Origin of the sequence: Vibrio sp. SCSIO 43135 (genome assembly GCF_023716665.1) — a bacterium.
GTDB lineage: Bacteria > Pseudomonadota > Gammaproteobacteria > Enterobacterales > Vibrionaceae > Vibrio > Vibrio paucivorans.
In genome coordinates, this window is sequence record NZ_CP071859.1 from 619,396 (window position 1) to 633,802 (window position 14,407).

Consider the following 14,407-nt stretch of genomic DNA (forward strand, 5'->3'; position numbering starts at 1 on the left):
GCTAGTTTACAGTGGCAGTGGACACTTCTGCGCTAATTTCGTTACTTACGGTATCAATCGAGCGGTCAACATAAGGGTTATTGGTTAGGTTAACTTGTAGCCGTACTACATCATCGATGAGCTTAACCAACGGGGCCCATTTAACTTTATTTTCTTTCTCGAACAAGTAGTCAAAATTTTCTGGCGTCCAATCCATTGTGTACTGAGGGTTTAGAGAACGTCCTACAAAACGGACTTCATAGTGCAGGTGCGGGCCTGTCGAGTTACCTGAATTGCCGCAAGTTGCTATCACATCTCCCTTCGACACAAATTGTCCGCCACGTACTTTGAAGCTCGTTAAATGGGCGTAAGATGTCATAAAGCCAAATGAGTGACGTACAGTGAGGAAGTTGCCAAACCCTTTTGAGCTTGGACGTACGGTTTCTATCACGCCGTCTGCAGGGGCGATAACAGGTTGACCTGGCTTACATGTCAGATCGATACCTGTATGAGTATGGCGTCTACCTGTTATTGGGTTAGTGCGTCTGCCATAGGAAGAAGAAATGCGTTGGTATTCAACCGGAGAAGCATTCGGGATCAAGCGAAACATCGTCGCTCGTACTGCGGAATCTATCGCGGCTGCATCAATCCTTTCTTCTAAGTTTGAGCCTTCGAGCAGTAATTCATCATTAGCTAACCCCAGTACTGACTCTACATCAAATACTCGTTTACCTAAGATTTGGATTTGATCGCGCTTTTGTTCAAGTTCTTGCGATAGAGAATGAATGGTGTCCACTTGTTCGTTGGATAGCGCTTCGATTTGCGTGCGTTCTTGCTCTGATTGTTCCAATTGCGCCATTGCATGGACGATTTGAGTTTGCAGTTGGGTTTGCTGCTTCAATTGCATTACCAAATAACCTGTTGTAGCGGAAACAGCAGTAATGCAGAGTAGTAAAGAAGATATGAGTGTTTTTTTTCCGACAAAGAAAAGCTGTTCCCCATTGTGAGTAGGAACAGAAATCGTGATTTTTTGCGACATATAAAGCTTGTTAGGTGTGTTCACCCAAATCTGATAAGTGCTCTAGCTCTCGGTGTAACAGGCTATCGTCACCTACATTAAGTTCTACCAACCGCCTCAAGTGTCCAATACTTTCAATATCAATATGATCAATGCTGGCATGAATCACATTGTTTTTGTTGCTAAGTAGTCGCGCGACTAACTGAATAACGACATCACTGTCGGGAAGCGAAAACTGAATATTTGCCGTTGTATCCGTATCAAGCACTTCACCATCGGAATCGACGCTGAGTAACAAGCCGTGCAGGGATAGGTCTTGAATGCTGGCATTAACCACCGTATTGCCCTGCTCAATTGAAGCCGGAGCTTGATAAATAATGCGCGAAAAGCGACGTCTTTCTACCATAGTCATATCTCATCTATTAGCTTGATTCAGTCTCCGCTCTGGTTAAGAGCGAATATTCATCATAGCAAAGCTAAAGTGACATCAACGTGTTGTAGCTCTGAATTCACTCTCATACTTGATGACAGTGAAGGCGCATTGTATAGACCGTAAACAACAAAGGCCGCTAATCTTAGCGGCCTTTGGATAATTTTCAAGCGATATTACTTAGTGATTCGCTTGTACTTGATACGGTGAGGCTCAGCCGCTTGTGCGCCTAGAGTCTGTTTTAGCCACTCACTGTATTCAGTATAGTTGCCTTCGTAGAAGTTCACCTGACCTTCATCACGGTAGTCTAGGATGTGAGTCGCGATACGGTCTAGGAACCAACGGTCGTGCGAGATAACCATTGCACAGCCAGGGAATTCAAGTAACGCTTCTTCTAAAGCACGTAGCGTTTCTACGTCAAGGTCGTTGGTTGGCTCATCGAGTAACAGTACGTTACCGCCAGCTTTAAGCAGCTTAGCAAGGTGCACACGGTTACGTTCACCACCAGATAGCTCGCCAATGATCTTCTGTTGATCTGAGCCTTTGAAGTTAAAGCGAGAACAGTAGGCACGCGCTGGGATTTCGAAATTGTTGATCTTGATGATGTCAGCGCCTTCAGAAATCTCTTGGTATACCGTTTTGGTGTCATCCATTGCATCACGGAACTGATCCACAGAAGCCAGTTTAACGGTTTCACCTAAATCAATCGTACCTGAGTCTGGCTGCTCTGTGCCGCTAAGCATTTTGAATAGCGTTGATTTACCAGCACCGTTGGCACCGATAATACCGACAATCGCACCTTTAGGCATGCTGAACGATAGGTCATCAATCAGAACGCGGCCATCAAATGACTTAGTAAGGTTGCTAACTTCAAGAACTTTATCACCTAGGCGTTCACCTGGCGGAATGAATAGTTCGTTGGTTTCGTTACGCTTCTGGCGATCACCGCTTTGTAATTCTTCAAAACGAGCCATACGTGCTTTCGATTTAGATTGACGACCTTTAGGGTTTTGACGAACCCACTCAAGCTCTTTTTCAATCGTCTTTTGACGAGCTTTTTCTTGCGATGCTTCTTGCTGTAGACGTGCATCTTTTTGCTCTAGCCAAGAAGTGTAGTTACCTTCCCATGGAATACCTTCACCACGGTCAAGCTCTAGAATCCAGCCTGCAGCGTTGTCTAAGAAGTAGCGGTCGTGCGTGATTGCCACAACAGTACCGTTATAATCGACAAGGAAGCGTTCAAGCCAGCCCACCGATTCTGCGTCCAAGTGGTTGGTTGGTTCGTCGAGCAGCAGCATGTCTGGCTTTTCAAGTAGAAGACGACAAATCGCAACACGACGGCGCTCACCACCAGATAGGTGTTGAATCTTTGCGTCCCATTCTGGAAGACGTAGTGCGTCTGCAGCGCGCTCAAGAGCGTTTTCTAGGTTGTGACCATCTTTCGCTTGAATTAAGGCTTCAAGCTCACCTTGCTCTTTAGCCAGTGCGTCAAAGTCTGCACCTTCTTCAGCATAAGCAGCATAAACTTCATCCAAGCGAGTTAATGCGCCGGCAACATCGGCAACCGCTTCTTCAACGATTTCACGTACAGTTTTTGATTCATCCAATACTGGTTCCTGTGGAAGGTAGCCAACATTTAAACCAGGTTGTGGACGCGCTTCACCATCAATATCAGTATCAATGCCAGCCATAATACGTAACAGGGTAGATTTACCTGCACCATTAAGACCTAAAACACCAATTTTGGCACCAGGGAAAAAGCTTAGAGAGATGTCTTTTAGAATTTGACGCTTAGGTGGCACAACTTTGCTCACCCGCGACATGGTATATACGTATTCAGCCATTGCCGATCGTTCCTAATCATTAATTTACATAAGGCTGTTATTTTATACCAATCAGAGTCCTTTTGTTACTAGCTAATGGCCTTTTGTCGAACGATTAACCGTTTCTAGATTTGGATGCGGCGTTTACAAAATAAGCATCAAAGTGCGTATGTCGCAGTTTTATGAATTTATTATTATTTACAACTAGGCACTTTACATTTATAGCTAGAATTAGCGTAATTAGGATTATCCATTCACCCATCTCAACAGGATGAGAGCCCATGGCGCAATTGAATTTATTTCCGTCGCATCGCATTCTTCGGTCAGTGGTTACATTAAGTACCCTGATCTGCGGCACCGCCTTCGCTAGCTCGGTTTCACACTTGCAAGAGCAGCGCGCAATTTACGATCAGGCGCAGAAACTTTTAGATAATAAACAGGTGGATGAGTATCGAAAACTCAGAGACAAGATCGCTGATTATCCTCTAACTCCGTATGTGGATTATCGGACTTTTCTGGTCGAAATTGATCAGCAGACTCCACAGCAAGTAGATGCATTTATTGACTCCCACCAAAGCTTTCCTTTTTCAAACCGAATTCGCGCCCCTTATATTGATGCGCTCGCCAAGCGGGAAGATTGGAAGACTCTAGTTGAATTTCAGCAAACCCTACCAAAGGGGCAAACCTACCAGTGTCATTATTTTAATGCGCTATACCAAACCGGTGACAAAGAGGCTGCGTTCACTGGCGCAGAAAAGCTGTGGTTAACAGGGAGCAGCATTGCTGATGCTTGTGACCCACTATTTTCTGCTTGGGATAAAGCGGGCCTGAAAAGCGATGAGTTGGTATTAGAGAGAATGCTGCTAGCCTTTAAAGAGCGAAACGGTAGCTTGATGAATTATCTTCATAAGCAGTTGGATAGCTCTGAAGCTCAGAAAACCTCCAAGGCGATGAAGGCACTCTATAGCAAGCCTGAGTCTGTCGCTACATTTGCTAAAAAAGCGCCTGTGACGGAGTTTAGTCGAGCTCAAACTACTGCTGCGATGAGAAAGTTAGCTCGTAAAGAAGTTGAACTGGCACAACAAGCGTTTGATAGCGTGGTGAAAAGCCAGAAATACCCGCAGAAAGAAAAACAAGTGCTTGCGGACTACATTGCATTTCGCTTGATCAATACAAAATCCGATAAGCTTGCCAGCTGGCGTGATGGAGCGATAAAAACGACCGCGAATGAAGGGTTAAAAGAGCGTCGAATTCGCCTAGCGATACAGCAATCGGATTGGCAAGGTATCGTGAACTGGATTGAGCTATTACCTAAGTCTCAACAGCAATCACTTCGTTGGCAGTATTGGCTAGGACGTAGTGAGATAGCGCTAGGTGATACGGTGCAGGGAAAAACACGCTTGAACGAACTTGTTGGACAGCGCAATTTCTATAGCGTGGCGGCCGCTTCAGCGGTGCAGCAATCCATTAATTACCCAACCAGCTCTTTGGTGTTAGACAAGAAAGTGGTCGCGCCGTATTCACAAGCATTGGTTCGTATTCAAGAATTGATTGATGTCGATAAAATTGCTGCGGCGAAAAGCGAGTGGCGTTGGCTGCTAAGTCATACTAATGTGAATGAAAAAGAGATGCTGGCTGCTTATGCGGCAGACCGAGGTTGGCACCATTTAACCGTTACAGCATCGATTTCCGCAAAACTTTGGGATAATACGCAACTACGCTTCCCAATTGCACACCAGTGGTGGTTTAACTTCTACGGTGAAAAACATGATATCGACCCAATCACTTTAATGTCGTTGGCGCGACAAGAAAGCGCTATGGATATTGAAGCTCGCTCTCCTGTAGGGGCTCGAGGAATCATGCAGATCATGCCTCGCACGGCGAAGTACACGGCTCAAAAGTACAAGCTCTCTTATAACGGTGTGGAAGATTTATATGAAGTGGGCAAAAACATTGAAATCGGCAGTCACTATTTGAATGGCTTGCTGGAGCAATACGACAACAATCGTATTTTTGCTTTGGCGGCATACAATGCTGGCCCTCATCGGGTGAAGCAATGGCGATCTCGCACAGATGAAAAATTGGATGCTTATGCGTTTATTGAAAGTATTCCCTTCAATGAAACGCGCGGCTATGTGCAAAATATTTTGATGTTTGAAACGTACTATCGCGATTTAATGGGTGTGGATGGCGCATTTCTTAATGAGCATGAAATCAAAGCAAAATATTGATTCCATTGAAGTGTGAAAAAACTACAATAGATCCACGCATTGTTAAATGAGCAGTCTTATGTCGTTACAACCTGAATACCATGATTGGCAGCAACTGATGGATCTTGTTAAGGAAGCATCCGATAAAGGGCAGCATGAATTATTGCTGACTATGATGCTGACTCCGGACGAACGTGAAGCCTTAATCGCTCGTGCCAACATTGTCTGTGAATTATTGAAAGGGGAGTTATCTCAGCGACAAATTAGTCAGTTGTTAGGGGTGGGGGTTGCAACCATCACTCGAGGTTCGAATGAACTAAAAGCAAAATCTGATCAGGAAAAAGAAGAGATTGCTCAGCTGCTATTGCCAAGTAAATAACTCGCTTTCAAAGTTAGCTCAATCAAAAATGCCAGCACTGATGCTGGCATTTTTATTGGGTACTGTTCTTAAAGGCAGTAAAGCTTAAATATTTACAGATTACTAGGGAAGTGTTCCGGGTTCGTGAATGGAATAAGGGCTAGAATCAAAGCTTGGTGGTAGACGCTGCTGCGAGTCAATTGATGTTGAGTTAGTAGCCCAATCGCGCCGCCTTTCTGTTTGATGTTATCAGTACCAAACACTTCGTCCATTACGTCACCCAGTTCATTTGCATGTTCCAGTTTGACCAGTACCTCTGGTGGTAACATCAAACTAGCCGAACGTGACTCGCCTCTGTGAGTAGCCGACTCGATGACCATCCAAGCAAATGTCACATTGTCTTCTATTCCCGCTTCTAAACCGACAAAAAAATCACCTTGGGTTACTGCTTTAGCATTGCGAACACGGTTTAACGCACCTAAGTGAGTTTCTTGGTTGGTCATCGGTTGGTCGGCGACTTCACTCGCGACATTAATACCGACAAACTCAAACTCTTGACTGGTAAAAGCGCTGTTGAACGCACTCTCTACCGCTTTAATCTTGGCTGGATTAAGCGAAGCTATGACGACCTTCTTTGCTGACATCTTGTGTTCCTTGTCGCTCTATATTATGCAGTTGATATAGCTGGTGGACTTTTAGTGGTTCACCAAAATAGAAGCCTTGCATGTAATCACAGTTATATTCGGATAGCCAGTAATACATTTCTTCACTCTCAATCCCTTCCGCAGTCACTACCATTGACTGGGAATGACACAGTTCAACTAATGGCTTGATCACTTTTTGGTTGTTGGTTTTTATCAGTGTTTCTAGGAAGTATCGGTCGAGTTTAATTTTCTGAACCGGGTACTCTACCAATTGCGTGATTGATGTATAACCTGAGCCAAAGTCATCAATCGCTAACTTATATCCCTGCAGAGAAAGCTCGTGCAGTAGTGGGAAGCTTTGTGAATCAGAGGCAAAAGTCTCGGTGATCTCGAAATCGATTAAGTGCGGTTTTACGTTGGATAATACCGCTTGCTGCTGGATGTAATTTGCCAGCTGAAGCGAATCTAACTCTGCCGATGAGAGGTTAATTGAAAGTTGAATCGGCGAATTAAACTGGCTCTGAATCGAAGTGAAATCAGCAAAAGCAGTCTTGATGACCCATCGATCTATCTTACCGAATAAGCCTGTCTGTTCTGCAATAGGAATAAATTCACTCGGAGAAACGTCCCCAAGCTTCACTGAGTTCCAGCGCAGTAAGGCTTCAACACCTACAACAGTACATGCACTTTTATCAAAATAAGGCTGATAGAGCAGTTCGAACTCTTGATCAAAGTTACCATTACGCAGAGCTCGTTCGACTTGAGTTCGCCTCTGAATGACAAGATCAAGGTCTTTGGAGTAGTGAGCGATTTGGTTTTTTCCTGCACGCTTAGCCTGATACATAGCGGTATCGGCATTGGAGATCAGCTTATTGACCTTATGTCCGTCTTCAGGGAAGGTTGCTATACCCACACTCGCCGTAATAGGGAGGTTACCAAGCGGGCTAATACTGTTGTTCTGAATCGGGTCAAGCAGCTGTCTAGCGAATTGCTCAATCACGTGGTTTTCATTTTCATAGTGTTTTGACGAAACAAAAATCGCGAACTCATCGCCCGAGAGACGAGAGGCTAAGCACTTAATTTGATGATTTTCTTCAAATTCACTAGTCAGAGCTTGAACGTGGTTAGCAAAACTGATCAGTAGATGATCGCCTGCTTGATGGCCGTACTTATCATTGACGTACTTAAAGTTGTCTAAATCGATGTACAAGATCCAGGCTTGTTTAGTGGCAAAGGTATTGATCAAAGCTCTTTCTACGTATTGCTGGAACTGGTGACGATTGGCCAGTTGAGTTAGGTGGTCGTTTTCAGCCAGAGCTTTAGTTTTTTGATAAGTGGTATCTAGCTCGTTGTACATGTCATAGAAGCGTCGTGATAGATGCGCAATTTCGTCCTCAGAGTAGAGGATCTCAATATTCTTTCTTTGATTGTTCTCGACTTGTTTTAGCTGTTTATCGAGTTTAGATATTGGGCTTATCACATGTCGATAAAGCAAGAAGAGCAGGATTAACACGGTAAAGAGTGACGATAAACCAAAGGCGATTGCTAGGTTTTTACCAATCGCTTGTACTTTGGCTTGAATCAGAAATCGCGCTGGATCTAACGTAGCGTAGAAGCCAGATTGGAGCTCGACGGTTTGAGTGAGAGCCGTCTTTTTAGGTAATGGTTCTTCAGTGAAGAAAATCGTACTTTTGTTATCGAATTCGATTTTCTTTCGGAGTTGGTTGAACTGCTCTAGGGACACGCAAACCACCACAAAAAAGATATCGTTGCGGTTATAGCTAAGTGGTGAGCTGAGCGTGTTTTTATCTAACGCTTCATAGCGAACTAGTACCCCAGCGCCTTGTGAATTCTGAGTATAGCCCGTGTGCGATGTTCGGCCTGTCGTGTTAAATATCTCCTTGGTGTAAGCCAAGATTTTTGGGTCGAGCTGAGCAAAGGGGTCACTGCTTGTATCGGCGTAATATTGTGGCTCTTTATTCCCATCCAAAATAGCGAGGCCGGTAAACTTTTGTTCTCCAGCTTGCAGAGTGGAAAGGGTGCTTTGTAGATTGGCAATCAATTCTAATGAGCGGTAGGAATTACCTTCGTTATAAATGTAATGCCGAATGATATCGCTTTTGGTGAGAGTAAAGGCATAGCTGTTGAGAGACGTTACCGCTTGGCGAAAATGCCCAGCAAGTTTTTCCATGCTGAGTTGCAGGTAGCTATCTTCTCGCTTAAGTAGCGCGTCTTTTTGACTGGCGTAAATAGTGTAACTGGACATCGCTGCACTGAGTGCGATTACTGGGGCGACGAGCAGTAAAATTCTAGTATTGAGCTTCATGACGTTTGAGAATGTTGTTGATGATTTTGGCTCGAATACCTATGTTTTCTGCGGATAGCTCGCTATCCATCCAGGCTTGATCAAGCTGTAGTTGATTTGGAAACAATGAAGGGTCATTGAGGTAACTGTTTGGCAAGTAAGCTTTGGCGCTCTTATTCGGCGTCGCCGCTTTAATATAGTTTGCATTGCTTGCCGCAATTTCAGGATCCATTAGATAGCTAAGTAACGCCTTAGCTAGGAGTTTATTTTTTGAATGGCTACTCACTGCAAGGCAATCTACCCAAATAAAGGGTTTTCCTTGTGGCAAAACGTATGCCCAGTCGTTATCGACATAGAAACGATTGAGGGAATATTGATCGCCACTATAAGCCAGTGCCATGTGCAATTTATCCGCTTCTCGATGACTGCGAATATAACTCAGGACATACTCGTATGTCAGGACACCTTCATTAAACGTTTTCAGTTTGTCGTAAGCTAGGCGTAATGACGCTTCATTGCTAGTGAGTGGAGATAAACCAAGGCTGTTGAGAGCGGGAAGCAGGGTTTCGACGCTGTCATTAAGCATTCCAATATGCCCGTTTAATGCATCGTCAGGGCGCATGAAGTCAGCCCAAGTCTGTGGTGGGTTAGCGACTTGGCTTTTTCGGTATACTACGCCGACAGTTCCCCAAAAGTATGGAACAGCATGAGTTCCACAAGCCTCTAGCCAGATGTTGGCATTGTGGCCTCTGTTGGGGAGCTCAGTCAGGTTCTCAAGCACATCATCTCGCGCATACATCTGCGCCGAAACATTGTCTAGTACAACAACGTCAAAAGGCAGCCGAATACTATTTAGCATCAATAAGCTACGTTCGTCATCGTTGTCGAAGTGGGCAAGTTTGAGTGGCGTTTGTGTCTGTACTTCCCATCCACTGATTACTTCAGGTGCAATAGTGTCTTCCCACATGTAGAGGTTTAGCTCTGAAGCGTGGGAAAAAGTTGAGTGTACCAGTGAGCAAAATAGAAATGTTGTTGTCCGTAACAGCTTCATTTGCGAGGTTGCCTTTTCGCATCCATGTGTATCGAAGCAAGATAAAGGCTGTCAGAACAAAAAACTGACACTTCTTTATATGCAACCAAAGCATTAGTCTATGGTTTGTATAGAGGAGTGTCAGATTTTTTAGTCAAATGTTTGACTAAGGTAGGGTTATTGGATCTTTACCTGGGTCGGTTTGACATTTTCGCTCGGATAACATCCCAAAACTTTTAAGTGTTTGGTGATTTTAGTGAGCTCATGAATTGCCGATTGCATCTCTTGAGAGTCAAGGTGCGACTGTAAATCCACATAGAACATCTCTTCCCACGGATTACCCATAATAGGACGTGACTCCAGTTTGGTCATATTAATGCCGTAGCGCTGAAGTACCAGCAAGGTTTCAACCAGTGAGCCAGCCTCTTGTGACGTTGACATGATTACTGTTGTTTTAGCTGGAATCTGCTGCGAGACTTCCACTGGTTTTCTTGCGACTACGATAAAGCGAGTGTGGTTCTCTGTTTGGTTAGCGATGTTCCCTTGAATTGGTTGGAGTCCGTAAAGCTTGCCACTTGATGCGTTACCAATAGCAGCAATATCACTACGGTTAAGCTCTTTTACTTTTTGCATGGCGTCTGCAGTACTTGCACAAGACTCTAACTTCACCCCTTTCATACGGCTGAGAAATTCACTGCATTGCTGGTGTGGCTGAGGGTGAGAATACAAGGTGGTGATATCTTCGAGGCGAATATCGGTTGTTGCAACTAGGCAGTGCTCAATAGGTTGAGTGAGTTCGCCTACAATGTACAGCGTGGTGTGCTGTAGTAAGTCGTACACTTCGTTAATTGAACCCGAGCTCGTGTTTTCAATTGGTAGCACGCCGTAATCGGCATGGCCTGACTCAACGGTATTCGCCACTTCTTTAAAGTGCTCACAGTTTAGTTCTATAAGTTCAGTATTTTTACGGCTGAAGAACTCGCGACTTGCCAAGTGCGAGTAAGATCCTTTTGAACCTAGAAACGCCACACGTGCAAGCGGCTTGCGACTTTGCTGAGGATTAGCCAGATTTTGAAGGTATGACTGTTGCAGTAATACTGAATCTTCAATGATGGAATGGAACAGTTTAGTAATGTACTGGGCATCTAAGTCGTATTTATCTTTGCCGTTGTTGATCAGTTTTACCAACAGCTGTTGCTCACGATCTGCATCTCGCACTGGCTTAGATGTTTCTACTTTGCTTTTTGCTACTTCTATGCTCATTTTACGGCGCTCGGAAAGCAAATAGAGCAGTTGGTCATCCAGTTCGTTTAGACGTAAACGAATTTCATCGAGCGAGTATTGTCTGTCAGTCATGAAAGTGTCCTTTATAAAAAAGCCTCCCTGTAGGGAGGCTTTCTGTTCGTTTTTGACTTGTTTCTTACAAACGACTCCGCCTCCAAAGGTTATTGGAGAAAAAAGAAGTCAAAAAAGAACAGGTGGTTATTCATAGTAATGAGTCAAGTATGTTTGCCTGTAAACACAATAGCAATCTGACATAGAGCGTCAAGCAAAAAAATAGCGCCTTTCGGCGCTATTTTTTTATTTCTCTCTTTCTATTCTTCTTCAAGCTCTAGCTCTGGTTTTTCAGAGCGTCGCGCCTCTGGTTTATGGCGCAGTTTGTTTAGCTGACGTTCTAGTTTCTGTTCTACCTCGTTAACGGCAGCGTATAAATCTTCGTGGGTAGCGGATGCGATGAGTTGTCCTTTAGGAACTGTGATTACCGCTTCAAATTTCTTTTGCTTGTTTGGCTCTTCACTAAAGCTTGCTTGGCAACCAATGATGTCTACTTGCCACTTTTCTAGCTTTTTAAATTTGCTCTCAATGTGATCACGGATTGCAGAGGTGATGTCGATATTTTTACCAGTGATGTTTACTTTCATAGATGTTTTCCTCTGTGTCATCCCTCATGGGTTAACTCCAGATTACTCATCCATGGCTAAAAGAATGTGATCTAGATCATTATTTTCGGCGGGGTTTTAGGCTTTAAAACTAAATGTGATCTTACGCAAAGAGTGTCATTTTTTTCGCTAGAAAAAGCTTGTTATTCCTAATGAAGTGATTAGATTGGGAAGGGTAACGTGCTAAAAATCTTCCGCTTTTTAGGGACCAAGTACAGCCCTAAAAAAGTGCCTGTATGTTTCCTACCCAACCTAAACTGTGAGCTTGCTCTCTCGCTAAGCGGCAATGAACCGCTATTCGAATCTAACTAACTTCAATCAATTACTCGGCAAAATAAACTTTGGGCTATTCACACTGGCATTACGCTTAGTTCTAATCTGTTCTAGTGAAGAAAGCTGTTTGTACACCACATAGTAACGATTGATGTTAGCTACGTAAGTCACAGGTTCCCTGCCAATGTTACGCCTAGTGATGACCTCAACATTTTTAAACCAAACATTGGGGTCGTAACCGTGTTTTTTTGCTAGGCGGCGCATTTTCCTAATGTTCGCTGGGCCCGCATTGTACGCAGCCAGAGTAAAGTAGACTTGGTCATCGCTGCCTATGTCATCATCAGAGAAATACCTGTCCTGAATAAAGCGCATGTACTTAACGCCGGCGTGGATATTGTTATCAACCTTATGGATGTTTGGAATATTGACGTTGGGATCTTTGGCTGTGCTGGGAAGTACTTGCATAACACCCACGGCGCCTTTATGAGAAACTTTACTCTGGTCTAACCCAGACTCTTGAAAACCTTGGGCTGACATCATCAAAGGATCAAAGGCATATTCACCAGAGTAGTGTTCAAATATGGAATACAGAGACTCTAATCGTGCAATTTTATTTGGGTTTAAAAGACGTTTGAGCCAGCGAGTGTCATCTATGTACTTACCGTAAATGACATTACCCAATAATGTCCCAGAGCGTGCTGAGCGTAAGTATTGATCGACGACTTTTTTTAGTTCAGGGCTTTGCTTTCTCATTGCCCAAGCGATTTGCCCATCACTACGTAGGGGCAAGTTGCTATGAACAACCAAGTTATCCATTACATTCATCCATAGTTCTGTTTTATGGCTATCAAGTACAGTTGCTTTGATGTGTCCGAGATTAACCATCTCAATCAGCTCGTAGTCTTGCAGCGTCTCCTCAATAAAGTTGATAACGATAGGTGGGAGATCGAGCTCATCAAGTTTAGCGTTGACGGCTTGTAAGCTTTCAAAGTAACTGGAACTGGCTCTGACCCAAACCTCTTTACCACTTAGATCTTCAATGCGCTCGATCGCTGGATAGGATTTTGATGTCACTAGAAATTCTTGGACATTCCTAATTACGGGCGCACTAAAGTCAACGAACTGCTGGCGACTTTCAGTAATGGTTAAGTTTGCAACTGCGAGATCACCATGTCCGCTTGCGATGGATGGGATTAAGTCGTCACGGTGAATAGGAATAACTTGTAGATTTAGGTAAGGGGAGCTTTTTTTAAGCTGCTTTTCGAAGTGATATAACAGTTCAGCGATGATGCCTTTAGGCCTTCCACCTTCTATATAGTAGAACCCTAAATCTGCAGAAACGAGAACCCTAATAACGCCTTTTTTCTTCAGTTCACTGAAATCACCATCATACGGGTCGTTACTTAATGGAGATAACTCTAAAGCGTGACTGGTTGGGCTTGCTGCTAGCATGAAAATCACGAGCAGCATTTGGTGAAATATCCTTTTCACAGCCGACTTCCTTAACCAAGTTTGTTAAATAAAGGTTAAGTCTAAACGGCGAGAACAGCAATATAAGAAAAATAAAAGCCGCCTATATCGTGGCGGCTTTTAGTGAACTAACTCTATGAGTTATTGAGGATTAAGCTCAATCATCTCTTCGGTTCGTGCAACGGCATCTTCTAATCCCAATTGCTTATACGCTTCAAGTTGGATCGTTAAAGATTTGCGAGCGGCTTCAGTATTTGGATACGTTTTTTGTAGCTCTTGAGAGCGATTAATCGCTGCAATCCAAGCTTCTCTGCGTAAGTAAAAATCTGCAGTTGCGAGGTCGTATTCTGCTAGACGGTTTTTAAGGGCGAACATACGCTTTTGTGAGTCTTCAGCATATGGGCTATTTGGGTAGCGCTGCAGCAGCTTTTTAAAATCAGCAAAAGCTTTTTTTACCGGTTCAGGATCTCGGTCACTACGATCTATATTGAATAGGTCGTGCATGAAGTTACGATCCTGTGCCATATGGGTAAGACCGCGCATGTACAAAACCCAGTCCATTTTTTCGTGGGTAGGGTTTAAACGGCTAAAGCGTTCAATGGTCGCTAAGCCAAGCGGTAAATCATCGTTTTTGTAGTAGGCGTAGATAAGGTCGAGTTGCACCTGCTCGGAGTACGCACCAAATGGGTAACGAGAATCCAGTGCTTCTAGCTGTTCGATTGCCGTCAGCCAGTTACCGCCTTGTAGAGATAATTGTGCCTCGGAATAAAGCTCAGAAGGCGGTACATCAGGGACAATTTCTTCACTGCTCGAGCAGCCAACTAACAGTGATAAAGCGAGTAAGCCTGATAAAGTTTGGTGTTTCATGTCAGGAGCTGATTCCTTGAATTTAAATATTTCTTAAGCTTCCGTTACATTCTGGTCAGT

The 14,407-nt window shown here is 43.9% G+C and carries 12 protein-coding genes and 1 other annotated feature; of the genes, 2 read left to right on the top strand and 10 right to left on the bottom strand.

What is annotated here, in order from left to right:
* Window position 1 precedes the first annotated feature (1 nt).
* The 3 genes from J4N42_RS02925 to ettA form a co-directional block, all read right to left on the bottom strand.
* Window positions 2–1,018: a M23 family metallopeptidase gene (locus tag J4N42_RS02925; RefSeq protein WP_252029633.1), complete on the bottom strand. Its 1,017-nt coding sequence runs from the start codon at window positions 1,016–1,018 to the stop codon at window positions 2–4.
* Between the two features lie 10 nt (window positions 1,019–1,028).
* A complete protein-coding gene (locus J4N42_RS02930; RefSeq protein WP_252030775.1) occupies window positions 1,029–1,403 on the bottom strand; it encodes a PilZ domain-containing protein in 375 nt (124 codons plus the stop codon).
* 200 nt (window positions 1,404–1,603) lie between these two features.
* Entirely contained in the window at window positions 1,604–3,271 is a 1,668-nt protein-coding gene (gene ettA / locus J4N42_RS02935; RefSeq protein WP_252029636.1) for an energy-dependent translational throttle protein EttA, read from the bottom strand.
* Window positions 3,272–3,531: 260 nt separating this feature from the next.
* On the opposite strand from ettA, the gene sltY reads away from it, so the two are divergent.
* Together sltY and trpR are read left to right on the top strand one after the other, a co-directional pair.
* Window positions 3,532–5,481, top strand: a complete 1,950-nt coding sequence (sltY, locus tag J4N42_RS02940; RefSeq protein ID WP_252029637.1) for a murein transglycosylase — start codon at window positions 3,532–3,534, stop codon at window positions 5,479–5,481.
* A 58-nt stretch (window positions 5,482–5,539) separates the two neighbouring features.
* Window positions 5,540–5,839: a trp operon repressor gene (gene trpR, locus J4N42_RS02945; protein WP_252029639.1), complete on the top strand. Its 300-nt coding sequence runs from the start codon at window positions 5,540–5,542 to the stop codon at window positions 5,837–5,839.
* Window positions 5,840–5,931: 92 nt separating this feature from the next.
* Here the strand turns inward: trpR and yjjX are convergent, their stop codons facing one another.
* The 7 genes from yjjX to J4N42_RS02980 form a co-directional block, all read right to left on the bottom strand.
* Window positions 5,932–6,462, bottom strand: coding sequence for an inosine/xanthosine triphosphatase (yjjX, locus tag J4N42_RS02950; protein ID WP_252029641.1), 531 nt, complete (start codon window positions 6,460–6,462; stop codon window positions 5,932–5,934).
* Window positions 6,428–8,788 carry a putative bifunctional diguanylate cyclase/phosphodiesterase gene (locus J4N42_RS02955; RefSeq protein ID WP_252029642.1) on the bottom strand — a complete coding sequence of 787 codons (2,361 nt, stop codon included), beginning with the start codon at window positions 8,786–8,788 and terminating at the stop codon, window positions 6,428–6,430. Before J4N42_RS02955 ends, yjjX begins: the two co-directional genes overlap by 35 nt.
* Window positions 8,772–9,818, bottom strand: coding sequence for a polyamine ABC transporter substrate-binding protein (locus J4N42_RS02960; RefSeq protein ID WP_252029643.1), 1,047 nt, complete (start codon window positions 9,816–9,818; stop codon window positions 8,772–8,774). Before J4N42_RS02960 ends, J4N42_RS02955 begins: the two co-directional genes overlap by 17 nt.
* Window positions 9,819–9,974: 156 nt before the next feature.
* On the bottom strand, window positions 9,975–11,153 hold the full coding sequence (pheA, locus tag J4N42_RS02965) for a prephenate dehydratase (RefSeq protein ID WP_252029644.1): 1,179 nt from the start codon (window positions 11,151–11,153) through the stop codon (window positions 9,975–9,977).
* 12 nt (window positions 11,154–11,165) lie between these two features.
* Window positions 11,166–11,288: a sequence feature (Phe leader region), on the bottom strand.
* Between the two features lie 104 nt (window positions 11,289–11,392).
* Window positions 11,393–11,719 (bottom strand): ribosome hibernation-promoting factor, HPF/YfiA family, encoded by a 327-nt coding sequence (hpf, locus tag J4N42_RS02970; protein WP_252029645.1) that lies wholly within the window; start codon window positions 11,717–11,719, stop codon window positions 11,393–11,395.
* Window positions 11,720–12,055: 336 nt separating this feature from the next.
* A complete protein-coding gene (locus tag J4N42_RS02975; protein WP_252030776.1) occupies window positions 12,056–13,480 on the bottom strand; it encodes an MltF family protein in 1,425 nt (474 codons plus the stop codon).
* A 141-nt stretch (window positions 13,481–13,621) separates the two neighbouring features.
* Window positions 13,622–14,347, bottom strand: coding sequence for an outer membrane protein assembly factor BamD (locus tag J4N42_RS02980; RefSeq protein WP_252029646.1), 726 nt, complete (start codon window positions 14,345–14,347; stop codon window positions 13,622–13,624).
* Window positions 14,348–14,407 lie beyond the last annotated feature (60 nt).